This window comes from Maricaulis sp. ABE4_448, from assembly GCF_056160825.1.
In genome coordinates this window covers 173,684-197,183 of record NZ_JBSWXX010000005.1, presented here as the reverse complement: position 1 = coordinate 197,183, position 23,500 = coordinate 173,684, and the positions used below count along the sequence as shown (strand labels likewise).

The following is a 23,500-nucleotide window of genomic DNA, read 5'->3' as shown; positions in this document are numbered from 1 at the left end:
CCGGTCAGAAGCCTGCGGGCTGGCAGGCTGCGACACCGTGCAGCCGCGTTCGGTACTGGACCCGCCCGCGCCATGCGGGCATATAGGCCGCAACCTGTGTCGACCGACTCGGAGCCGCTGACAATGTTCGGAACGATCGCCAAGATTTTCGTGTGGTGGAAAGACGCCACGCCGGGAACTCTCCTGACGCTGGCCATGCGTGGCGCCAAGAAGGTCGGCGAGGATGAGTACGGCAATCGCTATTTCGAGGAACGCGGCGTGACCGGCCCCGACGGCAACAAGCGCCGCTGGGTGGTCTACAAGGGCTATGCCGACGCTTCCCGCGTTCCGTCGGACTGGCATGGCTGGCTACACCACACTTTCGAGACGCCCCCCAGCGAGGAACCGCTGCGTCGTCAGACCTGGGAAAAGGATCACCATCCCAATCTCACGGGCACGGTCTATGCCTATCGCCCCTCGGGCAGCCTGCTGACGCCGCAGGGCCGCCAGGCCTCCACAGCCGATTACGAAGCCTGGTCGCCCGACGAGGCCTGAGCGCTTCCTGCGCAGACCTGGCGCGGTCCTGCCATGGGCCGTCTCGACACGGTCATAATTGTCAGGGCAGAGTACGCGTCATGAAAACTGTCTTCACCGCCTGTCTTCTTTCCCTGGGTCTCGCCGCCGCCGCGCTGGCGCAGGACAATGATCCCATCGGCGACATGCTGCGGGGCGATGATCCCGATGCGCGCGACGGCGAGGAGTTGTCGAGCGAGCCGGGCAGCATCGTCGTGCTGCGCGGACTGGACAAGGTCACCGCCCGGACCCGCGATTTCGAGATTACGATCGGCGATACGGTGAACTTCGGCGCTCTGGACATCACGCCGCGCTATTGCCGCCGCCGCCCGCCGGAAGAGACGCCGGAAACCTATGCCTTCCTGGAAGTCCGTGACCGCCGTACCGACGGTTTCGGTGTCGATACGGATGGCGAGGAGATTTTCTCCGGCTGGATGTTTGCCTCACGGCCGGCCCAGAACCCGCTTGAACACCCCGTCTATGATGTCTGGGTGATCGACTGCAGGGCCTGAGCCCCGCTCATCCCCTCGGGCACGGCTGGAAACCCCGTCTCGATCTGCAGAGCATCGGCCAGCCGCAGATGATACATGTCGCGCGGGATGGTGATCGCGCCGAACCGTTCCAGATGCTCCGTGGTGAACTGCGTATCCAGCAGGATGAAGCCGCCGGCCTTCAACTGCGCGACCAGATGGACGAGCGCCACCTTTGACGCGTCCGTGCGCCGTGAGAACATGCTCTCGCCAAAAAAGGCCCCGCCCAGTGAAACCCCGTACAAACCGCCGACCAGCTCGCCGTCCTGCCAGCTCTCGACGCTGTGGGCGAAGCCCAGCTGGAAGAGTTCGCGATAGAGGCTGAGAATGCCGTCATTGATCCAGGTCTCTTCGCGGCCCGGCGCCGGCTCGGCACAGCCTGCCACCACGGCCTCGAAGGCGGTGTCGAAACGGATATCGAACGTGTTCTGGCGGACCGTCTTGCGCAGGGTCCGCGGTATATGGAACCCCTCCAGCGGCAGCACGCCCCGCTCGTCCGGATCGAGCAGGTAGATGCGCGGATCGTCCCGCCCCTCGGCCATGGGGAACACGCCTCGGGCATAGCATTCGATCAGGTCTTCTGCGCCGAAACCGCGCATCGGGCTACCGCTCCCAACGCGTGACCGTCCGGGCAGGAACGGCCACGCCATTGCTCAAGATGCGGGACCGTCAGGTCCCTGCGGCTAGCCGTTGCGATTGGCCAGCCATTCCTCGAGCCAGCGGATGTGGTAGTCCCCGCTCACGAAATCCGGTTCCTCTAGCAGGTCGAGGAAGATCGGGATCGTTGTCTCCACTCCGCCGACCACCATTTCTTCCAGCGCACGGCGCAGGCGTAACAGGGTCTCGGTACGCGTGCGGCCGTGAACGATCAGCTTGCCGATCAGGCTGTCATAGTAAGGCGGAATGGAATAGCCCGCATACAGGGCGGAATCGAGGCGGACGCCGAGGCCGCCCGGCGCATGGAATTCCGTGACCGTGCCCGGCGAGGGCGCGAAGGTCTTCGGGTTCTCCGCATTGATGCGGCATTCGATCGCCCAGCCTTCGAAAGTGATGTCGTCCTGGGTGATATCCAGCGGTGCCCCGTCGGCGACGCGGATCTGCTCGCGCACCAGGTCGATACCGGTGATCATCTCGGTGACCGGGTGTTCCACCTGCAGGCGGGTATTCATCTCGATGAAATAGAATTCCCCGTTCTCCCAGAGGAATTCGATCGTGCCGACGCCGCGGTAACCAATGGCTTCGATGGCCTTGCGGACCGTCTCGCCGATCTGGGCGCGTTCTTCCGGGCTGAGCGCGGGTGAGGGCGCTTCCTCGAGGATTTTCTGGTGACGGCGCTGCAGCGAACAATCGCGCTCGCCCAGATGCACCACATTGCCGTGCGTGTCGGCAAGCACCTGGATCTCGATATGGCGCGGCTGGCCGAGATATTTTTCCAGATAGACCGTGCCGTCGCCAAAGGCGGCCGAGGCTTCCGCGGAGGCGGTCTCCATGGCTTCCTTGAGCTTGTCGGCGCTTTCGGCAACCTTCATGCCGCGGCCACCGCCGCCCGAGGCAGCCTTGATCAGCACCGGATAGCCGATCTCCGCGGCAATCGGCTGGGCCTCCTCATAGGTCGCCACGCCGCCTTCCGAACCCGGGACCACCGGAATACCGGCTTCCATCACGGCCTTCTTGGCGGTGATCTTGTCGCCCATCATGCGGATATGCTCGGCCGTCGGGCCGATGAAGGCCAGGCCGTGCGCCTCGACGATCTCGGCGAAGCGGGCATTTTCCGACAGGAAGCCATAGCCCGGGTGGATCGCCTGGGCGCCTGTCACTTCAGCCGCCGTGATGATGGCGGGAATATTGAGATAGGACTTGCCGGCCGGAGGCGGGCCGATGCACACGCTCTCGTCCGCGAGGCGCACATGCATGGCGTTGGCGTCGGCTTCCGAGTGAACGGCTACCGTGCGGATGCCCATTTCGCGGCAGGCGCGATGGACACGAAGGGCAATCTCGCCGCGATTGGCGATCAGGATCTTTTCGAACATGTCGGCGCTCGCGTCGGTTGGGGCGTCAGGAGAGGACGAAGAGGGCTTCGCCGTATTCCACCGGCTGCCCGTCCTCGACCAGGATGTCCGTGATCGTGCCGGCTTTCTCGGCGGTGATCGGGTTGAAGGTCTTCATCGCCTCGACCAGCAGGATGGTGTCGCCCTTTTTCACCGTGTCGCCGACGCGCACGAACAGCGCAGCGTCCGGATTCGGCTTCAGATAGGCCGTACCGACCATCGGCGATTTCACCGTGCCAGCCTTTTCGGCGGCTTCGGCTGCAGCGGGAGCCGCGCCGGGGGCTGCAGCCGCTACTGGTGCCGGGGCAGCAGCGGGAACGGACACGGTCTGTACGGCCGGCGCCGCGGTCAGCTGGCGGGCAATCCGCAGACGCAGATCGTCATGCTCGACTTCGATCTCGGACAGTTCCGTCTCGCGCAGGATGTCGGCGAGCTCGCGGACAAGCTGGGGGTCGATCTGGGAGCGGGAACGGGAATCAGAACTCATGATGATCAGGCCTTTGGTTCCGTCTATTGCGTTTCGATGCATCCGGCGGCAGCAGTGATACCGAGCAGGTAGCTGTTCAGCCCCAACCCTGTAATCGAGCCCCGCGCGGCGGATGCGATGTAGGAGTGATGTCGGAAAGCTTCGCGTGCCGCTGTCTGACTCAAATGAACTTCGATGACCGGAGGTTCTATAGCGCGAACGGCGTCATGCAAAGCGACCGATGTATGCGTATAGGCACCGGGGTTGAAGACAATAGCAGACGCGTTGACGTTTGCGTCATGCAGCCAGTCGATCAGTTCGCCTTCATGATTGGACTGGCGAAACACGATGGAAAACCCCAGATCACGGGCGTGGGCGGTGCAGGCCTGTTCGATGTCGGCAAGCGACATGGAGCCGTAGACCTCGGGCTCGCGGGTGCCGAGAAGATTGAGATTCGGTCCGTTGAGGATGTGAATGGGTTTGCTCATGGCCTTGCCTTGAAGCCTCAAGGAGAATTACGAGGTGAGTGATATCGGGACTCACGAAAGGTCAAACGAAGCCGTGCTGCAGCTAACAGTCAATGGCGAAAGCCGGTCGATTGCCGAGGGGGCCCATGTGGCGGACCTGGTGAGCGACCTGAATCTGGACGGACGGAAGATCGCGGTGGAGCGAAATCTGGAGATCGTTCCGCGGTCGCAATATGCCGGGATGGCGCTGCAGGACGGTGACCGGATCGAGATTGTCGCATTTGTTGGAGGTGGATGAGATGGATGATGCCGTAACCCCGAAGAGCGCGGAGGACACGCCGCTGGTGGTCGCCGGCCGGACCTTCACCTCCCGCCTCATCATCGGCACAGGCAAGTACGAAACTTATGCCCGGAATGCAGAGGCGCTGAAGGCGTCCGGCGCCGAGATGATCACCGTTGCCGTGCGCCGGGTGAACCTGTCCAATCCGGATGAGCCGCGTCTGGTCGATTTTATTTCGCCCGAGGATTACACTTATCTGCCCAATACCGCGGGATGCTTTACCGGCGAGGATGCGATCCGCACGCTGCGCCTGGCGCGCGAGGCGGGCGGCTGGAATCTGGTGAAGCTGGAAGTCCTGTCCGACCCCAAACACCTCTATCCCGACATGTCCGAGACGCTGCGGGCGGCGGAAATGCTGATCAAGGACGGGTTCGACGTCATGGTCTACTGCTCGGACGACCCGGTCTATGCCAGGAAGCTGGAAGAGGCCGGCTGTTGCGCCATCATGCCGCTGGGCGCACCGATCGGCTCGGGCCTGGGCATCCAGAACCCGGTTAATATCCGTCTGATCGTCGAACAGACAAAAGTGCCGGTAATCGTCGATGCCGGTGTCGGCACCGCATCCGATGCAGCCGTGGCGATGGAGCTGGGGTGTGACGGTGTGCTGATGAACACAGCGATTGCCGAGGCGAAGGACCCGGTCCGGATGGCGCGTGCCATGCGTCACGCCGTAATTGCCGGACGCGAGGCCTATCTGGCCGGCCGCATGCCGAAAAAGCGCTATGCCGATCCGTCCAGCCCGCTTTCCGGTCTGATCTGATTCATTTCATTGTTGCGATGTTCTGTTTTTGTTCTATTCTGGTTTTCCAACAGGGAGAACCGGGATGGAACAGCGTGTTTCGCTTATCACCCTCGGCGTTGCCGATACCGCGCGCTCGCGGGCTTTTTATGAAAAGCTGGGCTGGAAGGCGGCCTTCGAGAATGAGGAAGTCGTCTTCTTCCAGCTGAACGGCATCGTGCTGGGCCTGTTCCGGCGCGACAGTTTCGATCTCGACATGAAACGCGACAATGACGGCACGGGCCGGATCGCGCTCGCCTACAATGTCCGCGACCGGTCCGAGGTCGATCCGGCGCTCGACCGGGCTGTGTCGGCCGGGGGCAGCGTGCTGAAACGGGCCGAGGAAGCTCCATGGGGCGGGTATTCCGGCTATTTCGCCGATCCGGACGGACACGCCTGGGAAGTCGCGCACAATCCGGCCTGGACGATCGATGCGGCCGGGCATGTCGAGATGAGTGTCTGATCGTTTGTCCGGCTCGCGATGGCGGGCGTAAAATGGGGGAGGGACTGCAAGTCCGGCGGCTCTCACCTGCGTTCACTGCAGGGGATCATGCGGTCGCCGCGCCGGGGCTCGACGATCCGGCGGCGCTCTCCCGTCGCATCATCGATGAAAAGTCTGTGATTATAGGTGCGCAGGGCGGTCGTCCGTCCCGAGGCGCCGCGGATCGCAAGGCGCATTTCCTGGTGACCGGTGTTGCCGCTGCCGTCCGGGGCCGGACCGTGCAGGATCCACAGCATGTCGGTCCAGGCACCGCTGCCGGAGGTCAGCCCGTTGGAGTAAAGACCGCGACGCTCATCCAGCCGCAGATATCCGGCAATCTCGCCCTGGCTGTAGATCGTGATCTGATCGCCCGAGATATGCCAGACATCCGTCCGGTCCTTGCACCCCGTCCCGTTTCCCCAGCCCCAATTGCCCTCCTGCTGCACGTATTCGCGCAGCTCGCCCGGCATTTTGCCACAGGCGGCCGGCAGGATGGCAAGACAGGCCATGGGGATAAGTACGTACCGCATCGCGTCTCCGGTCCCGGTTCTGCCATTGTCTAGCTGAACCGGACCGGATGCGGGCATCCCCTGTTCCGGGGACGCGAAGGCGGCACGCAGGGGCTACTCGGCGAGCGCCCGCTGCAGGGCCTGGTCAAGCGCCAGCTCGTTGGCGCCGGATACGATGGTGCCGTCGACGAGGAAGAAGGGTGTGCCCGTCACACCCAGCACCTGGCCGAGCGAACGGACCTGGCTGATGTGCTCCATGATGGCCGGGCTCTCCATCGCCTCGCGCATGCGCTCGACATCCACACCTGACACGCGGGCAAGCTGGTTGATGCGCTCGCTCGGCAGCGGGCCGGAGGAGGACACCATCGCATTGTGGAAGGCTTCATAGACGTCCGTACCCTGTTGCAGGGCGGCGATGGCCGCGCGCGAGGCTTCCAGCGAATCCTCGCCCAGGATCGGGTATTCCTTGACGATGAACTGGATGCGGTCGCCATGCTCTTCGCGCACATCCTCGACCCAGTTATTGGCGACCCGGCAGTAGGAGCATCGGTAGTCCATGAATTCGACGATCACGATGTCGGCGCCATCCGGGCCGAGACGCGGGTCGCGCGGATCGTTGTAGATCGCCTCGGACTGGGCTTCGACAGCATCATAGGCCGCCTGCATCTCGCGGGCGCGGGCCCGGCGCTGCAGTTCGATCAGGGCTTCCTCGATGATTTCGGGGTTCTCCAGGATGTAGTCGCGTACGATGTCGCGCACTTCCTCGCGCTGCGCATCGGACAGCTGGGCGCTGGCATCGCCTTGCTGGCAACCCATCAGAAGAATGGCGGCGGCGAATATGCCCGCGAAACGTGTCATGATCGAACCCTTTGAAACCGGTAGCGCCGCACATCTAGCCGGTCTTGCCCCGCACTGCGAGGTTTTACGGTGTAAAATCATTGTGTGGGACCTCAAGGCGTACCAGCGGCTTGCGGGTATGCATCCTCGCGCCTATGCGGGGACATGATCTCGGTTTTGACTCTTCCGCTCACCAGTCTTTCCCTGTCGACCGACGCCTTTGCCGCTGCGCTGGCGCGCGGGGCATCGGACCCGTCGGCCCGGACGCTTCGTGCCGTCCGCATCGGCGCGGTATTCGGTCTGGCTGAAGGCCTGATGTGTCTGGCGGGCTGGCTGCTGGCGCGGATTGCGGCGCACTGGATAACCGCCGTCGATCACTGGATCGCCTTGATTCTGCTGGCCACGGTTATCACCGCGCTGGGGACCAGTATCGACGCTGCCGCGGTCGGTATCGCCCTGGCGCTTGCCGGCGGCCCGGCCTGGTCGGCTCTCGCGATCGGGCTGACCTCCTTTGTCATGGCCAGCCTGGGCTACCGCATCGGCCCCAGGGTCGCCGAGCAGCTGGGCGGCTTCGCCGAGATCGCCGGCGGTGCGGTTCTGATCGGGATCGGCCTGTCGATCTTTATCAGCCACATGGCGGGCGCTTAATCGCTGTCGACATCCTCGACGACGAGAATGCGGGCCTCGCCGACAGGGTGGGCGACATGTTCCTCGCCATCGCCGATGGCCAGCGCGTCGCCGGCCTCCAGCAGCATGGATTTCTCGACACCGGCCTCGCGGTATTTCATTTCGACGCGGCCATCGAGCACCACAAAGACCTCGTCACCGGTATTGCGGTGCCAGCGATAGGGCTGGTCGGTCCAGTGCAGGCTGACCCCGGTGGATCCGAACAGGGCGAGGCGTTCGGCGCCCCAGGCCCGTTCGGCGGTGAATTCGCGTGCGCGTATACGTTTCATCAGGCGATCTCGAAGACGGCGTCGACCTCGACGGCGGCGCCCAGCGGCAGAACCGGGCAGGAAACGGCGGAGCGGGCGTGCCGGCCCTTGTCGCCGAACACATCGACCATCAGGTCGGAACAGCCATTCACCACTTTGGGAATGTCGGTGAAGGACGGGGCGGCAGCCACGAAACCGCCGAGACGGACAACCCGCTTCACGCGCTCCAGATCGCCCTCGCAGGCGGCTTTCATCTGGGCGATGAGATTGATACCGCACAGCCGCGCCGCAGCCTGCCCGGCTTCCAGGTCCATGTCGCTGCCCAGCGTGCCGGCGACCAGACCATCAGAACCGATCGAGACCTGGCCGGACAGGAAAACCTGGCTGCCGGTGCGCACGAAGGGGACATAATTGGCGACCGGGGCAACCGGTTCTGGCAGGGAAATGCCGAGCTCGGCAAGACGGGCTTCGATGGCGGACATGGGGCGCTCCTTGGCTCGATATGCCGACAACTTAGTGACGTATCGGCCCCATGCAATCTGCCTGCTTGACTTGACGCGTACGTCATCCGGCACAGTGCGCATATGACGACGATGATCCGTGAAGACGAAATCCGATTCGATGCGCGTGACGGCTATTCGCTGTCGGGCCGGATTATCGCGCCCGAACAGCCGCGGGCGGCCGTGCTGATCTCTTCAGGGACCGGCTTTCCCAAGGGTTTCTACCGCCGGATTGCCTTGGCCGGTGCCGAGCGGGGCTATGCCTGCCTGCTCTACGATTATCGCGGCATTGCGGGGTCGGCACCGGCGCGGATGCGTGGCTCCACGGCGAATATCGTCGACTGGGGCCGGCTCGATTTTCCTGCCGCGCTCGACCGGGCTGAGGCGCTGGCGCCCGGCCAGCCGCTCTTCACGCTGGGCCATTCGGTGGGCGGGCACCTGGTCGGTCTGGCCGGCAATGCGGCGAAGGCGCGTGCGCATGCCTTCATCTGTGTCGGATCGGGGCATTGGGGGCGGCATCTGGCCTATTACCGGCCGCAGGTCCTGTTCTTCTGGTTCGCCTATGGCCCGGCTTGCCTCGCCCTGAAAGGATATATCCCGCCGGGTGGCTTGTGGGGCGGCACGGCGCTGCCGCGGGATGTGTTTCTGCAATGGCGGCGCTGGGCATCCAGACCGGGCTATCTGGGCGATGATTTCGACGCGATCGGGGAACACGGTTTCGGCGCGGTCGAGGCTCCGATCCGCTCCTACCAGTTTACCGACGATCCGATTGCGACGGCAGGCGCCGCGCAGGACATTCTCGATCTTTACTCCGCTGCACCTACCGAACTCGTCACCCTTGCCCCCAAGGATATCGGCGCCGGGCGGGTCGGGCATTCCGGTGCCTTCCGGCGCGGTGCCGAGGCCTTCTGGCCGATGCCGTACGACTGGTTCGACACGGTGGCTTGATGACCGGTTCTAGCGCTCCCGCTTCGGCTTGGCGCGGAAGGCGATGCCCTTGACGACGGCATCGCCGCCGAATTTTGCGCGGGCCTTGTCGATCGCGCGCTCGGCCGTTGCGCGGCGGATGGCATTGGGATCGAGAAGGTCGCCGCTGTCGGCAACGGCGGGCTGAAGGCCGGAAAAACCGATCCCGATCAGCCGGTAGCGCGTGCCGTCAATCTCCGGTGCCAGCAATTCCTTTCCGACCCGGAACAGCGTGTCGGCCAGTTGGCTGGGCTCGGACAGGGTGCGCCGTCGCGTCCGGGTCTTGAAGCCGGACGTCTTGAGTTTCAACGTTACCACCGAGCCGGAAATCGTCTGTGCCTTCATCTGGTCTGACACGCGGACGCACAGGCGCCAGAGCTGTTTTTCTAGCGTCTCCCGGTCGTCATGATCGGCATTGAACGTGGTCTCGCTCGACACGCTCTTGCGGTCGCGGTCCGGCTTGACCCGGCGGGTGTCCTCGCCGCGGGCGAGGCGTGCCAGATGGAAGCCCGTCTCGCCATAGCGCCGCGCCATCTCCTTGTCGCCATGCCGGCTGATATCGGCCAGTGTGCGGATGCCGTCGCGCTCGAGCTTCGCGGCAAAGGCCGGACCGACGCCGTAGATGGCCCGAACGGGTTGTTTCTCCAGGAATGCTTGCGCATCGCTTTCGCCGATCACGGCAAAGCCGTGCGGCTTGTCGAGGTCGGACGCGGTCTTGGCCAGGAATTTGTTGAAGGACAGGCCGACGGAGACGGTGATGCCGACGGTTTCACGGATACGGCGCTGCAGGCGCAGAAGCGTCTGGGCCGGCGGCGCGCCGTGCAGCCGTGTCGTGCCGGTCAGGTCGAGAAAGGCCTCGTCGATCGACAAGGGTTCGACCAGCGGGGTGACGTCCTGCATCATCTCGCGGATACGGCGCCCTTCGGCGGCATACTTGCCGTGCTCGGGCTTGATCACCACAGCGTCGGGGCAGGCTTTCAGGGCCTTGAACATCGGCATGGCCGAGTGCACGCCATAGAGGCGCGCGACATAGCAGCAGGTCGAGACCACGCCGCGCTGGCCGCCACCGATAATGACCGGCAATTCTTCCAGCGCCGGATTGTCGCGTTTCTCGATGGCGGCAAAGAAGGCGTCGCAATCGATATGGGCGATCGACAGCGTGTTGAGTTCGCGGTGGCGCAGCAGCTTGTGGGATCCGCAGGCGGGACAGGCGTCGCCGGCACCGTCCGGCAGCGGTGTCAGGCAGGACCGGCAATAGCCCGGATCGCCGTTCATTGCGGCTCGGCCGGCCACAGCCGGGCCGCCCCCCTCACGCCGGAACTGTCGCCATGGAGATGGCGGACGACGCGCGTTTTCAGCACGTCGGAAAAGATATGGGCGGACAGGCGCTCCTGCACCGTCTCTGCCAGGCCGTCGACGTTCGAGACACCGCCGCCCAGGACGATCACGTGCGGGTCGATCAGATTGACGACGCTGGCCAGCGCCCGGGCCAGCCGGTCGGCATGGCGGGCCATGCTGTCCCGGCAGGCGGGGTCCGGCGAGCGGGCAATCTCGAGGGCTGTCAGCGTGGAGCCCGTGCGGCGGGCATGGTCCTGTGCGATGCTGGGGCCGGACAGCCAGGTTTCCAGACAGCCGGTCTGGCCGCACCAGCATTGCGGACCGGGATACTCGTCCGGCTGAGGCCAGGGCAGGGGATTGTGGCCCCACTCGCCGGCGATCCGCTGGGCACCGTCGAGCAGCTTGCCGTCGATCACGATTCCGCCGCCGGTACCGGTTCCCAGGATGACGCCGAATACGATGCCGGCACCGGCTGCAGCACCGTCGCGGGCTTCGGACAGGGCGAAACAGTCGGCGTCATTGGCGAGACGGACCGGGCGGTCGAGACGGGCTTCCAGGTCGCTGCCCAGGGCGCGGCCATTGAGCCATTGCGAGTTGGCGTTGCGGATATGGCCGGTCTTCGGACTGATGGAGCCGGGGTGACCAACCCCCACCCTGGCAGCCCCATAATTGCTCTCCAGGTGCCCGATAAGAGCAACAAGAGTGTCCAGCAATGTCGTATAATTGCCCGGTGTCGGACGTCGCTCGCGCGCCAGGATATCGCCGGCGGCATTCATGGCGGCAGCCTCGATCTTCGTACCGCCAAGGTCGATCCCGATTCGTATCATGCCGCGCACCCCCCGTGGACAAGACCGGTCTTCAAATCCGCCATTTTGTTCTTATCTTGTTCCGGAGGGGGCGAAAAGTACCCGTTGACTCATGGTTGGTTAAGGAAGATCGGGTTTGATGCAGGCGGGGTTAAACACGCACTGTACAAACAGTGCATCAAACGGGAAGCGCGTCGCCGACATGCTGCAGGTCATGCCCAAAAAGGTCCTGATCGTCGAGGATAATGAGCTCAACATGAAGCTCTTCAACGACCTGTTGGAGGCCCATGGCTACGAGACCTTGCAGACCAAGGACGGCTTCAAGGCGCTCGAGATGGCGCGCGAGCATACGCCCGATCTGATTCTCATGGACATCCAGCTGCCGGAAGTGTCCGGCCTCGAAGTCACCAAGTGGCTGAAGGATGACGAGACCCTGTCGGCGATCCCGGTTGTGGCCGTGACGGCGTTTGCCATGAAGGGCGATGAGGAGCGGATCCGGGAGGGCGGCTGCGAGGCCTATCTGTCCAAGCCGATCACCGTGACAACCTTCATCGAGACGGTCCGGAAATTCCTGGACTAGGGACAGGCGTCAGCGTTGGGGGCGAACAGGTATGAGTGCGCGTATCCTCGTCGTTGACGACCAGGCCGCCAATGTCCGCCTGCTCGAAGCCCGCCTCCAGGCCGAATATTTCGATGTCTGCACCGCCACCAATGGTTACGAGGCCATCGAGGCTGCGCGTCTTGAACAACCCGATCTGATCCTGCTCGATGTGATGATGCCCGGCATGGACGGGTACGAGACCTGCGAGCGGCTCAAGGCCGACAATTCCACCCGGCATATCCCGGTCGTCATGGTCACGGCGCTGGACCAGCGCGAGGACCGGATCCGCGGGCTCGAGGCCGGGGCCGATGATTTCCTGACCAAGCCGATTGACGATGTCGCGCTGTTCGCCCGCGTGCGCAGCCTGCTGCGGCTGAAGGCCGTGCTCGACGAGCTGCGCTATCGCGAAACCAGTTCGGCCATTGCCGAGCTGCAGGCCGATTTCGCCGACGATCCGGCCGAGATTTCCACCGCTATCATCGTCAGCGCTGACCCGCGGGCCGGCGCCCGCTATGCCTCGGCGCTGCCGGAACAGGTGCGCGCCCAGGTGGTCACCGATCCGGTCGAGGCCCTGGCCGAGATGCGCAAGGGGATCGACCTTCTGATTGTCGATCTGACCCACCCCGAATTCGACGGGCTGCGCCTGTGCGCGCGGGTCCGCTCCGACACGGCGACCCGTCCGCTGCCGATCCTGACCGTGGTCAGCCCGGACGATACGGCCCAGGCCGTGCGGGCGCTCGATCTGGGTGTGAACGACATCATCCACCGGCCGGTGGATGCGGGCGAGCTGAATGCGCGTGTGCGCACCCAGCTGCGCCGCAAGCGCTATGCCGACCGGCTGCGCAGCCAGCTCGACCAGAGCCTGGAAATGGCGGTGACCGACCCGCTGACCGGGCTGCACAATCGCCGCTATATCAATTCACGCCTGCGCCAGGCGCTGGCCAGCGCCGGCAATGGCGGCGCGCCGGTTTCGGTGCTGATCGCCGATATCGATCACTTCAAGTCGATCAATGATCTCTACGGCCACGAAGCCGGCGATACTGTGCTGCGCGGGTTTTCCGAGCGGATCCAGAAGGCCATGCGCGCCCTCGACCTGGCCTCGCGCTACGGCGGCGAGGAGTTTCTGGTGCTGATGCCGGCGGCCGGCCTAGCCGAAGCGCGGATCGCCGCCGAGCGCCTGCGCAGCGTTGTGGCAGATGCGCCCTTCCTGCTCGAGGACGGCACGGATATCGCGGTTACGGTGAGTGTCGGTCTGGCCCAGGCGCTGCCGGGCGAGGGCGTCGAGGCCGTGCTGCGCCGCGCCGACCGGGCGCTCTATACGGCCAAGCATGAAGGCCGCAACCAGGTCCAGGTCGCCAGCGCGGCCTGATCTCACTCCGGTTTGATATCCAAATAGAACGGCCCCGCCGGATTTCTCCGGCGGGGCCGTTCTGTGTCAGTCGTCGCAAGATGCGTTCGGAAAAGCGTCGGGCGCCTGTCCTACTTGATCTTGGCTTCCTTGAATTCGACGTGCTTGCGCGCGACCGGGTCGTACTTCTTCAGCACGAGCTTCTCGGTCATCGTGCGGGCGTTCTTCTTGGTCACGTAGAAGTAACCCGTACCGGCCGTCGAGTTCAGGCGGATCTTGATGGTTGTCGGCTTCGCCATGGCTCTAAATCCTGTCTGCAGTCCCGGATGTCACGTGCGCCACGGCGCATGCCGTCGCGGGAGCGCGCGAACATACGCATGGGCGCGCCAGTGTCAACTGTTCTCGGCGGTCAGGCGCGCCGGTCCATGACGCTGCGCAGTCCGACCATCAGCACATAGCTGCCGGAGATAGCGGACAGCGTCCACAACAGGCCCCAGGGGCCGATTGTATCCATGGTGCTGCCGGCAATCGGCGGGCCGGCAAAACTGCCCAGCCCGTAGGCGAAAACGAAGCTCGCATTGGCTGCGGCCACCGCACCGCCGGTGAACCGTTCACCCAGCAGCGACAAACCCACCGAATAGAGGCCGCTGGCAACGCCGGCCTGCAGGAAGATGATCGGCAGAAGAAGGATGATGGAGGCACCGGCCATCCCGGCCGCGAGGGGCGTGAATGTGGCGATTGCGGCGATCCAGAACAGGGTCGCGCGCCGGTCGGTACGATCGGCGATCCAGCCCAGGGGGATCTGGAAGGAGAGGGCGCCAAGCGCCGCGGCGACCATAACCATGCCGATCATTGCGTGGGTCAGGCCGATCCGCTCGCTATAGACCGGCATCAGCGAGAAGATCAGGGTTTCCAGAGCGCCGAAGGCGAGGCCTGCGAAGATCGCGGCCGGCGCGGAACGGGCCGCCGAGAGCATGACTTTCAGCGATGCCCCGTCCCGGTCCGGAGCGACCGCCTGGGGGCCGCGCAGCAGGCTGATCGGCAATATGCCGGCCAGGAAGATCAGGGCGCCCGCGTAGAAGCCGGTATTGCCCTGCGGATCGAAAGCCGCGAACAGCAGGCCACCGACCCCGAACCCCCCCGCCAGCGCTGTGCCGTAGACGCCGAGCATGAAGGCGCGCCGCTGCTGCGACACCACCTGGTTGATCCAGCTTTCGGAAATCACGAAAACCACTGTCATCAGGCAGCCCACGGCAAAGCGCAGCACAAACCAGCCGGTCACCGTCATCCAGACCGGAAAGAGCGAAAACAGCAGCGCCGCTCCGCCCAGCGCCCCGACCAGGATGAAGCGGGCCGGGGCGAGCTGCATGACCCGCGGCACCAGCGGCGCCATGATCAGGGTGGAAATGGCGGCGGCGGCACCGTTGAGGCCGACGAGAAGGCCCGATCCGGTCATGTATTCCAGGCGCAGCGAGATCAGCGGCATGGACAGGCCGAACACGATCCCGCACACGCCGGCACAGCAGATGGCGGCGATCAGCGAGCGCGTATTGCCCCGGCGCAGATCGGTGAGTTCGGCAGCAGCAGTCATGCCGCAGCTATAGCCAAAGCGCCGCGATGCGTCTCGTGTCGGGGGCAGGGCGGATTTTTTGTTTTGCGCGGCGTTGCCGCGCGCCCCTCACCTCAGTCCTCTCCCCGGTCGGGGAGAGGAGGTGCGTAACCCCTTCTCCCCCACCGGGGAGAAGGTGCCCGCAGGGCGGATGAGGGGCGGCCGCGGGAGCGGCCTTCTAGAGCGGTTCGACCCACATTTTGCCGCGGCGGTCGCGGATGTGGCGGGGTGGTTCGGGGCGGGGCGGTTGTACGCGGACCAGCTCGTCCAGCACGAAATGCGTCACGCTGGGCAGGTCGAGATCGCGGGCCTCGGCGAGCGGCACCCATTGCACGTCTTCCAGCTCGGAGCTCGGCCTGGGCGGGCGGTCGCCATGCAGCGCGGCGGCATCGGCCGTGAAGAACCAGGTGTCGAAACGGCGGGTGCGCCCCGGCGGCGTGATGGCGCGGGTGATCAGCGACAGGGGCGCCAGATCGGGCACCACGCCGTGCTGGCGGAAGGGTGCCCAGTTGGTGTGGCGCGAGCGGCAGGCCCCTTCGCGGGCGATCAGCAGGCCGGTCTCCTCGGCGGTTTCCCGCACGGCGGCGGCCGCTGCTGCGCGCGCCCGGCGTTCGGGCAGGAAGCGCTGCATGATGTCCATCACGCCGCGGTCGAGGTCGCGGGCAAAGGGCGCCGTGCCGTCGGCGCGGTCAACCCGGCCGCCGGGAAAGACGTATTTATTGGGCATGAAGACATGGCGCGAGGAGCGCCGGCCCATCAGCACCTCGGCGCGCTCGCCGCGGCCGCGCGTCAGGATGAGCGAGGCGGCCAGGCGTGGCCGCATCGGCGGAACATCGCTGCGCCGGCGTTCGTCGCTCATTTGCGCTTGCCCTTGCGGCCCTGTTTCCAGGGACGGCCGGAACGCCGCCCGCCGGGCGGGCCGCCATGCTGGCGGCGCCGGCCTTTCGGCACGGGGCCCTTCTCGGCCGGGGTAAGGATGTCGAGCAGCAGGCCGCCGGTGACCGGCTGGGCCTCTTCGATCCGCACCGTCACCGGCATGCCCAGGCGATAGCGGCTGCCGGTCTGCAGGCCGACCAGGGCGTGGGCGGTCTCGTCATGCTCGAAGCGCTCATCGCCGAGCCGGCTGATCGGCACCAGGCCGTCGGCGCCGGTCTCGTTGAGGCGCACAAAGGCGCCGAAACGGGTCACGCCGGTAATCCGGCCATCGAATTCGCCGCCGACCTTGTCGGCCAGATAGAGCGCGATGAAACGGTCGACCGCATCGCGTTCGGCCGCCATGGCACGGCGTTCCGAATGGGTGATTTCCTCGGCGATCACGGTCAGGCGCGAGCGTTCCTCGTCGGTCTGGCCGTCCGGGCCCAGATTGAGGGCGCGGATCAGGGCGCGGTGCACGGTGAGGTCGGCATAGCGCCGGATCGGCGAGGTGAAGTGGGCGTAGCGGTCGAGATTGAGACCGAAATGGCCCTGGTTCTCGGTGTCGTACACCGCCTGCGACTGGCTGCGCAGCACGACCTCGTTGATCGTCTCATAGTGTTCGGAGGACTTGGTCTGGGCGAGCAGCGTGTTGAAGCGCCCCGTGACGACGCGCTCGCCGCGGGTCCATTTCAGGCCGACCGTCGGCAGGAAGCCGGCGAGATTGTCGATCTTCTCCTTCGAGGGCTCCTGGTGGACGCGGTAGATCAGCGGCGTGCGCTTGTCTTCCAGGCTTTCGGCCGCGCAGACATTCGCCTGGATCATGAACTCCTCGATCAGCTTGTGGGCATCGAAGCGTTCGCGCGTCTCCACGCCGGCGACCTTGCCGTCCTCACCGACACGGACCCGGCGTTCCGGCGCGTCGATCTCCAGCGGCTCGCGGCGCTGGCGCGCTTCGCGGACCGAGAAATAGGCGCCCCAGAGCGGTTTGAGGACCTCGTCCAGCAGCGGGCCGGCCTTGTCGCCGCCCTTGCCGTCGATCGCATCCTGGGCCTCCTGATAGGCCAGTTTGGCAGCGGACTTCATCCAGCCGCGCAGGAAGCGGTGGGCGCGCTTATTGCCGTGCTTGTCGAAAACCATGCGCACGGCCAGGCAGGGCCGTTCCTCATTCTCGCGCAGCGAGCACAGATCGTTGGACAGGCGTTCCGGCAGCATCGGCACGACGCGGTCGGGCAGATAGACCGAATTGCCGCGCTTGAAGGCGCCGCGGTCGAGCGCATCGCCGGGTGTGACATAGGCGGCCACGTCGGCAATCGCGACGATGACCTGCCAGCCGCCGGCATTCTTCGGATCCGCGTCCGGTGCCGCCCAGACGGCATCGTCATGGTCCTTGGCGTCTTCCGGGTCGATCGTGATCAGGGGCAGGTTACGGATATCCTCGCGGCCGGCCATCGTGGCGGCCTTGACCGTGTCGGCCTCGCGCTGCTCGGCTTCGGAGAAGCCCTGGGGCACGCCGTGCGAATAGAGCGCGATCAGGCTGCCGGCGCCGGGCGCGCTGGCATCGCCGACGACTTCCACGATCTGCGCCGTCTTGAGGCCGTGACGGCGCTCCTTGACCAGCTGGCACAGGACGAGGTCGCCATCATTGGCCTTCTCCGCCTCGCCGCGGGCCGGCACGAGTTCATGGCGCGAGCGGCGGTCGACGGGCAGGAGGCGCATCGGGCCGGATTTCGGCTTGCGCAGCACGCACAGAAGCTTGTGGGCGCTCTGGCCCAGACGTTTGATCAGGCGGGCTTCATAGCCGCCCTCATTGTCCGGAGTGAGGCGCACCAGCGCCTTGTCGCCAATCCCCAGGGCCGGCTCGCCCTTGCCGCCGGCGCCTTCGCCGGGCGCCAGGCGGATCGGCGGGGCATCGCGATCGGGACGCACCGGTTCGGCCAGCAGTTCGCCATCATTGTCGCGATCGGTGATCTCGACCACCGTCACCGAGGGCAGGGCGCCGGCCAGGGCATAGGTCTTCGAGGCGGTGCGCTTGATGGCGCCATCCGCTTCCAGCGCTGTCAGCGCGTCCTTCAGATCGCGCTTGGCGTCGGTGCCCTTGAGCTTGAGCGCCCGCGCGATCTCGCGCTTGCCGAACGCGCCTTCGCCCAGCTTGATGGCTTCGATCACCGCCTCGCGCAGGGAACCGGCTTCGTTATGCGTGTCGCCGGTCATCCGCTCTACTCCGCCTTGGTCTTCTTGGTGGCGGTCTTTTTGGCGGCCGGCTTCTTGGCTGCGGATGTCGTCTTTTTCGCGGGCGCCTTCTTTTTCGCCGGGGCCTTCTTGGCTGCGGCCTTTTTGGCGGGCGCTTTCTTCTTGCCGCCCTTGGCGGCTTTTTCCTCGACCAGCTTGATGGCCGCTTCCAGCGTCACATCGTCCGGCTCGGTGCCCTTGGGCAGGGTGGCGTTGATCTTCTCGTACTTCACATACGGGCCATAGCGGCCGGACATGATCTTGATCGGCTTGCCGTCATGCTCGCCCAGATCCTTCAGAGCCGTGGCCGACGCGCCGCGGCGGCCGCCATTGGCGCGCTTGTCGGCGATCACCGAGACGGCGCGGTTGAGGCCGATCTCGAAGACTTCATCGACGGTGGGCAGGTTGGCATAGGTCTTGTCGTGATGGACATAGGGACCATAGCGGCCGATCGCCGCCGTGATCGGCTGGCCGTCATCGGGGTGTTCGCCCACCGTGCGCGGCAGGTCGATCAGCTTGATCGCCTGGTCCGGGGTGAGCTCCTTGGGATCCCAGCCCTTGGGAATGGAGGCGCGCTTGGGCTTGTCCTCGCCCTCGATCTCCATCTCCAGATAGATGCCGAAACGCCCGTCCTTCATGACGACCGGCTTGCCGGTCTCCGGGTGGATGCAGATCTCGCCATCGCCCTCGATCGCGGGTTCGGCATCCTGTTCGCCCATCTGGCGGGTGAATTTGCAGTCCGGATAGTTCGAACAGCCCAGGAAGGCACCGAACTTGCCCAGGCGCAGTGACAGCGTGCCTTCGCCGCAGGAGGGGCAGAGGCGCGGATCGCTGCCGTCTTCCTTTTCCGGGAAGATGTGCGGGGCCAGCGCCTCGTTCAGCGCATCCAGCACGGCGCCAATGCGCAGATCGCCGATATCGTCGACGGCGGCCCGGAACTCGGTCCAGAAATCGCGCAGCAGCTGTTTCCAGTCGAGATCGCCGGCCGACACCTTGTCCAGCTGGGTCTCCAGCGCGGCGGTGAAATCGTATTCCACATAGCGCTTGAAGAAATTCTCGAGGAAGGCGGTGACCACGCGGCCCTTGTCGAGCGGGTGGAAACGGTTCTTGTCCATGCGGACATAGTCGCGGTCGCGCAGCACTTGCAGCGTCGAGGCATAGGTCGACGGCCGGCCGATGCCCAGCTCTTCCATCCGCTTGACCAGCGAGGCTTCGGTGAAGCGCGGCGGCGGTTGGGTGAAGTGCTGGTCGGCATAGGTCTTGGCGACATCGGCCGCCAAGCCCTGCTGGACTTTCGGCAGGCGGTTCTCGCCTTCGTCTTCCTCGTCGTCGCGGCCTTCCTGGTAAAGCGTCAGGAAGCCGTCGAACATCAGCACCGAACCGACCGCGCGCAGGCCGGTCTTTTCGTCGGCGCTGGTGATGTCGATCGTGGTGCGCTCGAAGCGCGCGCTTTCCATCTGACTGGCCACGGCGCGGCGCCAGATCAGCTGGTAGAGGCGCGCCATGTCCTGGTCGAGACTGAGGCTCTCGGGCAGGCGGGCAAAGGAGGTCGGGCGGATCGCCTCGTGCGCCTCCTGGGCGTTCTTCGCCTTGGTGGCATACATGCGCGGCGAAGCCGGCACGTAGAGCGAGCCGTGCTCCTTGCCGATGACATCGCGGACCTGGCTGATCGCCTCGGGCACCATGGAGACGCCGTCGGTCCGCATATAGGTGATCAGACCGGTCGTCTCGCCGCCGATATTGACGCCCTCATAGAGCTTCTGGGCGGTCTGCATGGTGCGGGTCGCCGAGAAGCCCAGCTTGCGCGCGGCTTCCTGCTGCAGCGTCGAGGTGGTGAAGGGCGGCGGCGGGTTGCGCTTGGCCGGCTTGGCCTCGACGCCGGTGATCGACAGGCTGGCCGCCTTGATCGCCTCGACGGCGGCATTGGCGCTGGCGCGATCCTGGATCGACAGCTTCTGCAGCTTCTTGCCGTCCAGCGTCACCAGCTTGGCGCGGAAGGGATCAGACCCGGCCGTCACATCGGCATCGATGGTCCAGTATTCCTCGGCGCGGAATTTCTCGATGTCCAGCTCGCGGTCGCAGATCAGGCGCAGGGCGACCGACTGCACACGGCCGGCCGAGCGCGAGCCCGGCAGTTTGCGCCACAGCACCGGCGACAGGGTGAAGCCGACCAGATAGTCCAGTGCGCGGCGGGCCAGATAGGCGTTCACCAGTTCCATGTCGACGGCGCGCGGATGGCGCATTGCTTCCTGCACGGCCTGTTTGGTGATGGCGTTGAAGGCCACACGCTCGATCGTGACATCCTTCAGCACGCGGCGCTTCTGCAGCGCTTCCAGCAGGTGCCAGGAAATGGCCTCGCCTTCGCGATCCGGGTCGGTTGCGAGGATCAGGCGGTCGGCTTCCTTCACAGCGTCGGCGATCGCCTTGACGCGTTTGGCGGACTGGGTGTCGACCTCCCAGGCCATCGCGAAATCCTCGTCCGGCTTCACCGAACCATCCTTGGGCGGCAGGTCTCGCACATGGCCGAAACTCGCCAGAACCGTGTAGTCCGACCCGAGGTATTTGTTGATTGTTTTGGCTTTGGCCGGGGATTCTACGACGACGACATTCATCGGCATTTGCGTCCAGACGTGAGGCTGTGGGCCGCCGGGCGGCAGCCAAGGCGCGCGAAAGTGTTCGAGCTGACAGGTTGTGTCAACCGACGCAAAGATTCCAGCCCGCCGCACAGGACAGGCGTTGAAAGGGGAGGGTCAGCGGCCCGGAGCGACCGTGAAACAGGCCTGGCTGCGGGCGGAGAGATCGCTGCAGGCGCGGCGCGCCTCGGTCTCGGTCAGGGCCTCGAAACGGGCCCGCCACAGGCGGTCGCCGGCAACATCGACGGCGCGGGCTGCCGGCTGGGCGGCATTGAGCGCCAGCGAGAAGCCGGTGACGCGCTGCAATTGCTGATGCGCGGCATCGGCTGAGTTATACGCACCGACCTGCACCGACCAGGCGCCGCGCAGGAGGTCCGGCTCGGCCGTAGCCGCAGAGACCGGCGCAGCCTGCTGCGTCACAGGCGCCTGCAGCTCGTCCTCATCGGCCAGCACGATCTGGACCGGCGGGGCGGTCTGGCCGGAACCGACTTCGGTCGGGGCGGCGAGGTGAAGCGCGGCAACATCGATCGCGATCAGCTCCTGCTGACGCATCGGCGAGATGCGCGGCGAGGAGAGGGCGGCGAACAGGCGGGTATCCTCGCGCTGCTCCAGGGTGGCAAAGGCGGCCTCGATCAGTTCTTCGGCGTGCGCATCGCGGGAGGCGGCACTGGGCCCGCCCATGACGACAGCGACGAGCCGGTGCTCACCGCGCTCGGCCGAGACCACGACATTGAAACCGGAGGCGCGGATATAGCCGGTCTTGAGACCGTCAACGCCCTCGACGCGGCCGACCAGCGTGTTGTGATTGCGGTAGGTGCGGCCGTTCCAGCGGAAGCGCTCGGTGTTGAAATACTCGAAATAATCCGGGAAATCACGGTGCAGGGCGACAGCCAGTCGGGCCATGTCGCGGGCCGTGGTGGTCTGGCGCCGGTCGGGCAGGCCGGAGGCATTGCGGAAGGTCGTGTTTTCCAGCCCCAGCTCGCGCGCCGTCTGCGTCATCATCTCGGCGAACCGGCTCTCGCCGCCGCCCAGGCGTTCGCCGACGGCAATGGCGACATCATTGGCGCTCTTCACCACAAGCGCGCCGATCGCGTCTTCCACACTGATCGTGTCACCGGCCGTAAAGCCCAGCCGGGAGGGCACGGCATTGGCGGCGTTGGCGGATACGCGGATCTGGTCGTTCAGCCCGATCTCGCCCTGTTCGATGGCGTCGAACAGCATGTAGAGCGTCATCATCTTGGTCAGCGAGGCCGGATACCGCGCGGCTTCCGAACGTCGTGAATGCAGCACGACGCCCGAGTTTTCATCGACCACGAAGGCGGCATAGCGCGACGTGTCGGCATGGGCGTTGTCCGGCGTGGCCAGCAGCAGGACGACGAGGGCCAGAAGGCTCAGAAAGAGGCGGCGTGCGGTAACCATGGCCTGCACTGTCTCGCAAGGCCGTTTCCAGCAGGTTAAGCCCGTCTCATCAGGAATTACGACGCTTTTGTGCGGTGCACAAAATTTCCTTGACGATAGCGGGTGCGCGGGCTATGTTTGCTGCGACTGCGAAGAGCGGTTGCAACACAAGTTTGAACATGACCGACGATAAAACCCAGACGACCGGCACCAAAGCCTCCGCTGTTCAAGCGGACGCCCCGGCTGCGCCCAAGGCAGCGCCGGAGACGGTGAAAGCGGTCAAGGCGTCTTCCAAGGCGGCTCCGGCGAAAGCCGCAGCGCCGAAAAAGACGGTCGGCAAGCCGGCGGCGCCGAAATCCAAGCCCGCCAAGGTCACAAAAGCTGCCAAGCCGGCCCCCCAGGCGGCAGCCCGCACGAAAGCGAACAATCCTATGAACCAGACCATCGAAAGCATGACCACCGCGAGCAATGAAGCGCTCAAGGAAGGTTTCGAGAAGACCCTGAAGTCCGTCACCGAGGCGAGCAATTTCCACAAGGAAACCGTCGACGCGATGATCGCGTCCGCTACGGTCGCCGGCAAGGGTTTCGAAACGGCCAATACCAATGCCGTGACCTACGCCAAGTCTTTCATGGAAGACAGCGTCACCGCAACGAAGGCGGTCGCTTCGGCGAAGTCGGTCCAGGAGATCTTCGAGATCCAGTCCCAGTTCACCAAGGCGGCGATGGACAACTATCTCGCCGAGCTGAACAAGACGACCGACCTGTTCTCGGACGTTTTCAAGGACACGCTGAAGCCGCTCAACGCACGCGTCTCGGCCGCCGTGGAGCTCGCGCAAGCCCAGCGCTGACGCACCGGCGAATCAAGTTTTCCTCCCCGACTGGGCCCGGTGATCTTCACCGGGCCCATTTTTTTTCGGGTCATCCCGCCTGTGGATAGAGCGGCTGGAAAGCCGTTATTCTTGGGGCGGAACGCCAGGCATGGCTTGCGTCTACGGGTTCGCGCCCTGTAGCCTCGACCCCGGTTTTCCGGGTGCCGGAGGCCTGTCCTCCCCGACCGGGCCTGATATCGAACCGGTGGTTCCCCTGTAAATTGAGGGGACTTCTTCTTATGTCCTCGCGGACGAAACGGGAAGAAAGAAATTGGCCGCCGTGCTATCTTTTCGTCCGGTGCGTGGTCCCGGCCGCGTTAAGCGTCTTGTGCCACCGGACGCCCC

The 23,500-nt window shown here is 65.2% G+C and carries 26 protein-coding genes; 10 read left to right on the top strand and 16 right to left on the bottom strand.

The window, feature by feature from the left end; all coding sequences use genetic code 11:
• Window positions 1–123 precede the first annotated feature (123 nt).
• Window positions 124–534: an NADH:ubiquinone oxidoreductase subunit NDUFA12 gene (locus ACXAJV_RS14700; protein WP_475086182.1), complete on the top strand. Its 411-nt coding sequence runs from the start codon at window positions 124–126 to the stop codon at window positions 532–534.
• An 80-nt stretch (window positions 535–614) separates the two neighbouring features.
• Window positions 615–1,064 (top strand): DUF2155 domain-containing protein, encoded by a 450-nt coding sequence (locus ACXAJV_RS14695; RefSeq protein WP_475086181.1) that lies wholly within the window; start codon window positions 615–617, stop codon window positions 1,062–1,064.
• On the opposite strand, the gene aat is transcribed toward ACXAJV_RS14695, so the two are convergent.
• From aat to aroQ, 4 genes are all read right to left on the bottom strand, one after another.
• Window positions 1,031–1,681, bottom strand: coding sequence for a leucyl/phenylalanyl-tRNA--protein transferase (aat, locus tag ACXAJV_RS14690; RefSeq protein ID WP_475086180.1), 651 nt, complete (start codon window positions 1,679–1,681; stop codon window positions 1,031–1,033). The two genes, ACXAJV_RS14695 and aat, sit on opposite strands and share 34 nt — an antisense overlap.
• Before the next feature lie 84 nt (window positions 1,682–1,765).
• Window positions 1,766–3,112: an acetyl-CoA carboxylase biotin carboxylase subunit gene (gene accC / locus ACXAJV_RS14685; RefSeq protein WP_475086179.1), complete on the bottom strand. Its 1,347-nt coding sequence runs from the start codon at window positions 3,110–3,112 to the stop codon at window positions 1,766–1,768.
• A 25-nt stretch (window positions 3,113–3,137) separates the two neighbouring features.
• Entirely contained in the window at window positions 3,138–3,617 is a 480-nt protein-coding gene (gene accB, locus ACXAJV_RS14680; RefSeq protein WP_475086178.1) for an acetyl-CoA carboxylase biotin carboxyl carrier protein, read from the bottom strand.
• Window positions 3,618–3,640: 23 nt separating this feature from the next.
• Complete coding sequence (gene aroQ / locus ACXAJV_RS14675; protein ID WP_271188239.1) at window positions 3,641–4,084, bottom strand: type II 3-dehydroquinate dehydratase; 444 nt, start codon at window positions 4,082–4,084, stop codon at window positions 3,641–3,643.
• 76 nt (window positions 4,085–4,160) lie between these two features.
• On the opposite strand from aroQ, the gene thiS reads away from it, so the two are divergent.
• From thiS to ACXAJV_RS14660, 3 genes are all read left to right on the top strand, one after another.
• Window positions 4,161–4,361: a sulfur carrier protein ThiS gene (thiS, locus tag ACXAJV_RS14670; RefSeq protein WP_475086214.1), complete on the top strand. Its 201-nt coding sequence runs from the start codon at window positions 4,161–4,163 to the stop codon at window positions 4,359–4,361.
• 1 nt (window position 4,362) lies between these two features.
• Window positions 4,363–5,163, top strand: a complete 801-nt coding sequence (locus ACXAJV_RS14665; protein WP_475086177.1) for a thiazole synthase — start codon at window positions 4,363–4,365, stop codon at window positions 5,161–5,163.
• A gap of 64 nt (window positions 5,164–5,227) precedes the next feature.
• Entirely contained in the window at window positions 5,228–5,644 is a 417-nt protein-coding gene (locus ACXAJV_RS14660; RefSeq protein WP_475086176.1) for a VOC family protein, read from the top strand.
• A gap of 62 nt (window positions 5,645–5,706) precedes the next feature.
• On the opposite strand, the gene ACXAJV_RS14655 is transcribed toward ACXAJV_RS14660, so the two are convergent.
• The gene (locus tag ACXAJV_RS14655; RefSeq protein ID WP_475086175.1) at window positions 5,707–6,192 is read right to left on the bottom strand and encodes a hypothetical protein; all 486 of its coding nucleotides are present in this window, start codon (window positions 6,190–6,192) and stop codon (window positions 5,707–5,709) included.
• Between the two features lie 93 nt (window positions 6,193–6,285).
• Window positions 6,286–7,029 carry a DsbA family protein gene (locus ACXAJV_RS14650; protein WP_475086174.1) on the bottom strand — a complete coding sequence of 248 codons (744 nt, stop codon included), beginning with the start codon at window positions 7,027–7,029 and terminating at the stop codon, window positions 6,286–6,288.
• A gap of 156 nt (window positions 7,030–7,185) precedes the next feature.
• Between ACXAJV_RS14650 and ACXAJV_RS14645 the strand changes: the two genes are divergently transcribed.
• Window positions 7,186–7,656: a manganese efflux pump gene (locus tag ACXAJV_RS14645; protein ID WP_475086173.1), complete on the top strand. Its 471-nt coding sequence runs from the start codon at window positions 7,186–7,188 to the stop codon at window positions 7,654–7,656.
• Here the strand turns inward: ACXAJV_RS14645 and ACXAJV_RS14640 are convergent.
• On the bottom strand, window positions 7,653–7,964 hold the full coding sequence (locus ACXAJV_RS14640; protein WP_475086172.1) for a cupin domain-containing protein: 312 nt from the start codon (window positions 7,962–7,964) through the stop codon (window positions 7,653–7,655). The genes ACXAJV_RS14645 and ACXAJV_RS14640 overlap by 4 nt on opposite strands.
• The gene (locus ACXAJV_RS14635; protein ID WP_475086171.1) at window positions 7,964–8,425 is read right to left on the bottom strand and encodes a RidA family protein; all 462 of its coding nucleotides are present in this window, start codon (window positions 8,423–8,425) and stop codon (window positions 7,964–7,966) included. The genes ACXAJV_RS14640 and ACXAJV_RS14635 overlap by 1 nt, the downstream gene beginning before the upstream one ends.
• Before the next feature lie 102 nt (window positions 8,426–8,527).
• Here ACXAJV_RS14635 and ACXAJV_RS14630 point away from each other — a divergent pair, with 102 nt between their 5' ends.
• Window positions 8,528–9,391 carry an alpha/beta hydrolase family protein gene (locus ACXAJV_RS14630; RefSeq protein ID WP_475086170.1) on the top strand — a complete coding sequence of 288 codons (864 nt, stop codon included), beginning with the start codon at window positions 8,528–8,530 and terminating at the stop codon, window positions 9,389–9,391.
• 9 nt (window positions 9,392–9,400) lie between these two features.
• Here ACXAJV_RS14630 and ACXAJV_RS14625 read toward each other — a convergent pair whose 3' ends face one another.
• Both ACXAJV_RS14625 and ACXAJV_RS14620 read right to left on the bottom strand, forming a co-directional pair.
• On the bottom strand, window positions 9,401–10,684 hold the full coding sequence (locus ACXAJV_RS14625; protein ID WP_475086169.1) for a DNA polymerase IV: 1,284 nt from the start codon (window positions 10,682–10,684) through the stop codon (window positions 9,401–9,403).
• Window positions 10,681–11,574: an ROK family protein gene (locus ACXAJV_RS14620; protein WP_475086168.1), complete on the bottom strand. Its 894-nt coding sequence runs from the start codon at window positions 11,572–11,574 to the stop codon at window positions 10,681–10,683. The genes ACXAJV_RS14625 and ACXAJV_RS14620 overlap by 4 nt, the downstream gene beginning before the upstream one ends.
• 181 nt (window positions 11,575–11,755) lie before the next feature.
• On the opposite strand from ACXAJV_RS14620, the gene ACXAJV_RS14615 reads away from it, so the two are divergent.
• On the top strand, window positions 11,756–12,133 hold the full coding sequence (locus tag ACXAJV_RS14615) for a response regulator (RefSeq protein WP_475086167.1): 378 nt from the start codon (window positions 11,756–11,758) through the stop codon (window positions 12,131–12,133).
• Window positions 12,134–12,164: 31 nt separating this feature from the next.
• On the top strand, window positions 12,165–13,523 hold the full coding sequence (locus tag ACXAJV_RS14610; protein ID WP_475086166.1) for a PleD family two-component system response regulator: 1,359 nt from the start codon (window positions 12,165–12,167) through the stop codon (window positions 13,521–13,523).
• A 110-nt stretch (window positions 13,524–13,633) separates the two neighbouring features.
• On the opposite strand, the gene rpmG is transcribed toward ACXAJV_RS14610, so the two are convergent.
• The 6 genes from rpmG to ACXAJV_RS14580 form a co-directional block, all read right to left on the bottom strand.
• Window positions 13,634–13,801 carry a 50S ribosomal protein L33 gene (gene rpmG / locus ACXAJV_RS14605; RefSeq protein WP_271188226.1) on the bottom strand — a complete coding sequence of 56 codons (168 nt, stop codon included), beginning with the start codon at window positions 13,799–13,801 and terminating at the stop codon, window positions 13,634–13,636.
• A 110-nt stretch (window positions 13,802–13,911) separates the two neighbouring features.
• Window positions 13,912–15,093, bottom strand: a complete 1,182-nt coding sequence (locus tag ACXAJV_RS14600; RefSeq protein WP_475086165.1) for an MFS transporter — start codon at window positions 15,091–15,093, stop codon at window positions 13,912–13,914.
• Window positions 15,094–15,289: 196 nt separating this feature from the next.
• Window positions 15,290–15,970 (bottom strand): NUDIX hydrolase, encoded by a 681-nt coding sequence (locus ACXAJV_RS14595; RefSeq protein WP_475086164.1) that lies wholly within the window; start codon window positions 15,968–15,970, stop codon window positions 15,290–15,292.
• Entirely contained in the window at window positions 15,967–18,237 is a 2,271-nt protein-coding gene (gene rnr / locus ACXAJV_RS14590) for a ribonuclease R (RefSeq protein ID WP_475086163.1), read from the bottom strand. The genes ACXAJV_RS14595 and rnr overlap by 4 nt, the downstream gene beginning before the upstream one ends.
• A gap of 5 nt (window positions 18,238–18,242) precedes the next feature.
• On the bottom strand, window positions 18,243–20,867 hold the full coding sequence (gene topA / locus ACXAJV_RS14585) for a type I DNA topoisomerase (RefSeq protein ID WP_475086162.1): 2,625 nt from the start codon (window positions 20,865–20,867) through the stop codon (window positions 18,243–18,245).
• Between the two features lie 138 nt (window positions 20,868–21,005).
• The gene (locus ACXAJV_RS14580; RefSeq protein ID WP_475086161.1) at window positions 21,006–22,307 is read right to left on the bottom strand and encodes a D-alanyl-D-alanine carboxypeptidase; all 1,302 of its coding nucleotides are present in this window, start codon (window positions 22,305–22,307) and stop codon (window positions 21,006–21,008) included.
• Between the two features lie 158 nt (window positions 22,308–22,465).
• Here ACXAJV_RS14580 and ACXAJV_RS14575 point away from each other — a divergent pair, with 158 nt between their 5' ends.
• Window positions 22,466–23,134 (top strand): phasin family protein, encoded by a 669-nt coding sequence (locus tag ACXAJV_RS14575; protein WP_475086160.1) that lies wholly within the window; start codon window positions 22,466–22,468, stop codon window positions 23,132–23,134.
• Window positions 23,135–23,500: the final 366 nt, after the last annotated feature.

What these genes read in the sequence shown, in the direction of transcription:
- aroQ (WP_271188239.1), bottom strand. Translation starts at nt 4,084, where the DNA reads ATGAGCAAACCCATTCACATCCTCAACGGACCGAATCTCAATCTTCTC.
- ACXAJV_RS14630 (WP_475086170.1), top strand. Translation starts at nt 8,528, where the DNA reads ATGACGACGATGATCCGTGAAGACGAAATCCGATTCGATGCGCGTGAC.
- ACXAJV_RS14650 (WP_475086174.1), bottom strand. Translation starts at nt 7,029, where the DNA reads ATGACACGTTTCGCGGGCATATTCGCCGCCGCCATTCTTCTGATGGGT.
- ACXAJV_RS14580 (WP_475086161.1), bottom strand. Translation starts at nt 22,307, where the DNA reads ATGGTTACCGCACGCCGCCTCTTTCTGAGCCTTCTGGCCCTCGTCGTC.
- ACXAJV_RS14615 (WP_475086167.1), top strand. Translation starts at nt 11,756, where the DNA reads ATGCTGCAGGTCATGCCCAAAAAGGTCCTGATCGTCGAGGATAATGAG.
- rpmG (WP_271188226.1), bottom strand. Translation starts at nt 13,801, where the DNA reads ATGGCGAAGCCGACAACCATCAAGATCCGCCTGAACTCGACGGCCGGT.
- accC (WP_475086179.1), bottom strand. Translation starts at nt 3,112, where the DNA reads ATGTTCGAAAAGATCCTGATCGCCAATCGCGGCGAGATTGCCCTTCGT.
- ACXAJV_RS14695 (WP_475086181.1), top strand. Translation starts at nt 615, where the DNA reads ATGAAAACTGTCTTCACCGCCTGTCTTCTTTCCCTGGGTCTCGCCGCC.
- ACXAJV_RS14610 (WP_475086166.1), top strand. Translation starts at nt 12,165, where the DNA reads ATGAGTGCGCGTATCCTCGTCGTTGACGACCAGGCCGCCAATGTCCGC.
- ACXAJV_RS14665 (WP_475086177.1), top strand. Translation starts at nt 4,363, where the DNA reads ATGGATGATGCCGTAACCCCGAAGAGCGCGGAGGACACGCCGCTGGTG.
- topA (WP_475086162.1), bottom strand. Translation starts at nt 20,867, where the DNA reads ATGAATGTCGTCGTCGTAGAATCCCCGGCCAAAGCCAAAACAATCAAC.
- ACXAJV_RS14660 (WP_475086176.1), top strand. Translation starts at nt 5,228, where the DNA reads ATGGAACAGCGTGTTTCGCTTATCACCCTCGGCGTTGCCGATACCGCG.
- ACXAJV_RS14635 (WP_475086171.1), bottom strand. Translation starts at nt 8,425, where the DNA reads ATGTCCGCCATCGAAGCCCGTCTTGCCGAGCTCGGCATTTCCCTGCCA.
- ACXAJV_RS14625 (WP_475086169.1), bottom strand. Translation starts at nt 10,684, where the DNA reads ATGAACGGCGATCCGGGCTATTGCCGGTCCTGCCTGACACCGCTGCCG.
- ACXAJV_RS14640 (WP_475086172.1), bottom strand. Translation starts at nt 7,964, where the DNA reads ATGAAACGTATACGCGCACGCGAATTCACCGCCGAACGGGCCTGGGGC.
- ACXAJV_RS14700 (WP_475086182.1), top strand. Translation starts at nt 124, where the DNA reads ATGTTCGGAACGATCGCCAAGATTTTCGTGTGGTGGAAAGACGCCACG.
- aat (WP_475086180.1), bottom strand. Translation starts at nt 1,681, where the DNA reads ATGCGCGGTTTCGGCGCAGAAGACCTGATCGAATGCTATGCCCGAGGC.
- ACXAJV_RS14620 (WP_475086168.1), bottom strand. Translation starts at nt 11,574, where the DNA reads ATGATACGAATCGGGATCGACCTTGGCGGTACGAAGATCGAGGCTGCC.
- ACXAJV_RS14595 (WP_475086164.1), bottom strand. Translation starts at nt 15,970, where the DNA reads ATGAGCGACGAACGCCGGCGCAGCGATGTTCCGCCGATGCGGCCACGC.
- accB (WP_475086178.1), bottom strand. Translation starts at nt 3,617, where the DNA reads ATGAGTTCTGATTCCCGTTCCCGCTCCCAGATCGACCCCCAGCTTGTC.
- ACXAJV_RS14655 (WP_475086175.1), bottom strand. Translation starts at nt 6,192, where the DNA reads ATGCGGTACGTACTTATCCCCATGGCCTGTCTTGCCATCCTGCCGGCC.
- rnr (WP_475086163.1), bottom strand. Translation starts at nt 18,237, where the DNA reads ATGACCGGCGACACGCATAACGAAGCCGGTTCCCTGCGCGAGGCGGTG.
- ACXAJV_RS14575 (WP_475086160.1), top strand. Translation starts at nt 22,466, where the DNA reads ATGACCGACGATAAAACCCAGACGACCGGCACCAAAGCCTCCGCTGTT.
- ACXAJV_RS14600 (WP_475086165.1), bottom strand. Translation starts at nt 15,093, where the DNA reads ATGACTGCTGCTGCCGAACTCACCGATCTGCGCCGGGGCAATACGCGC.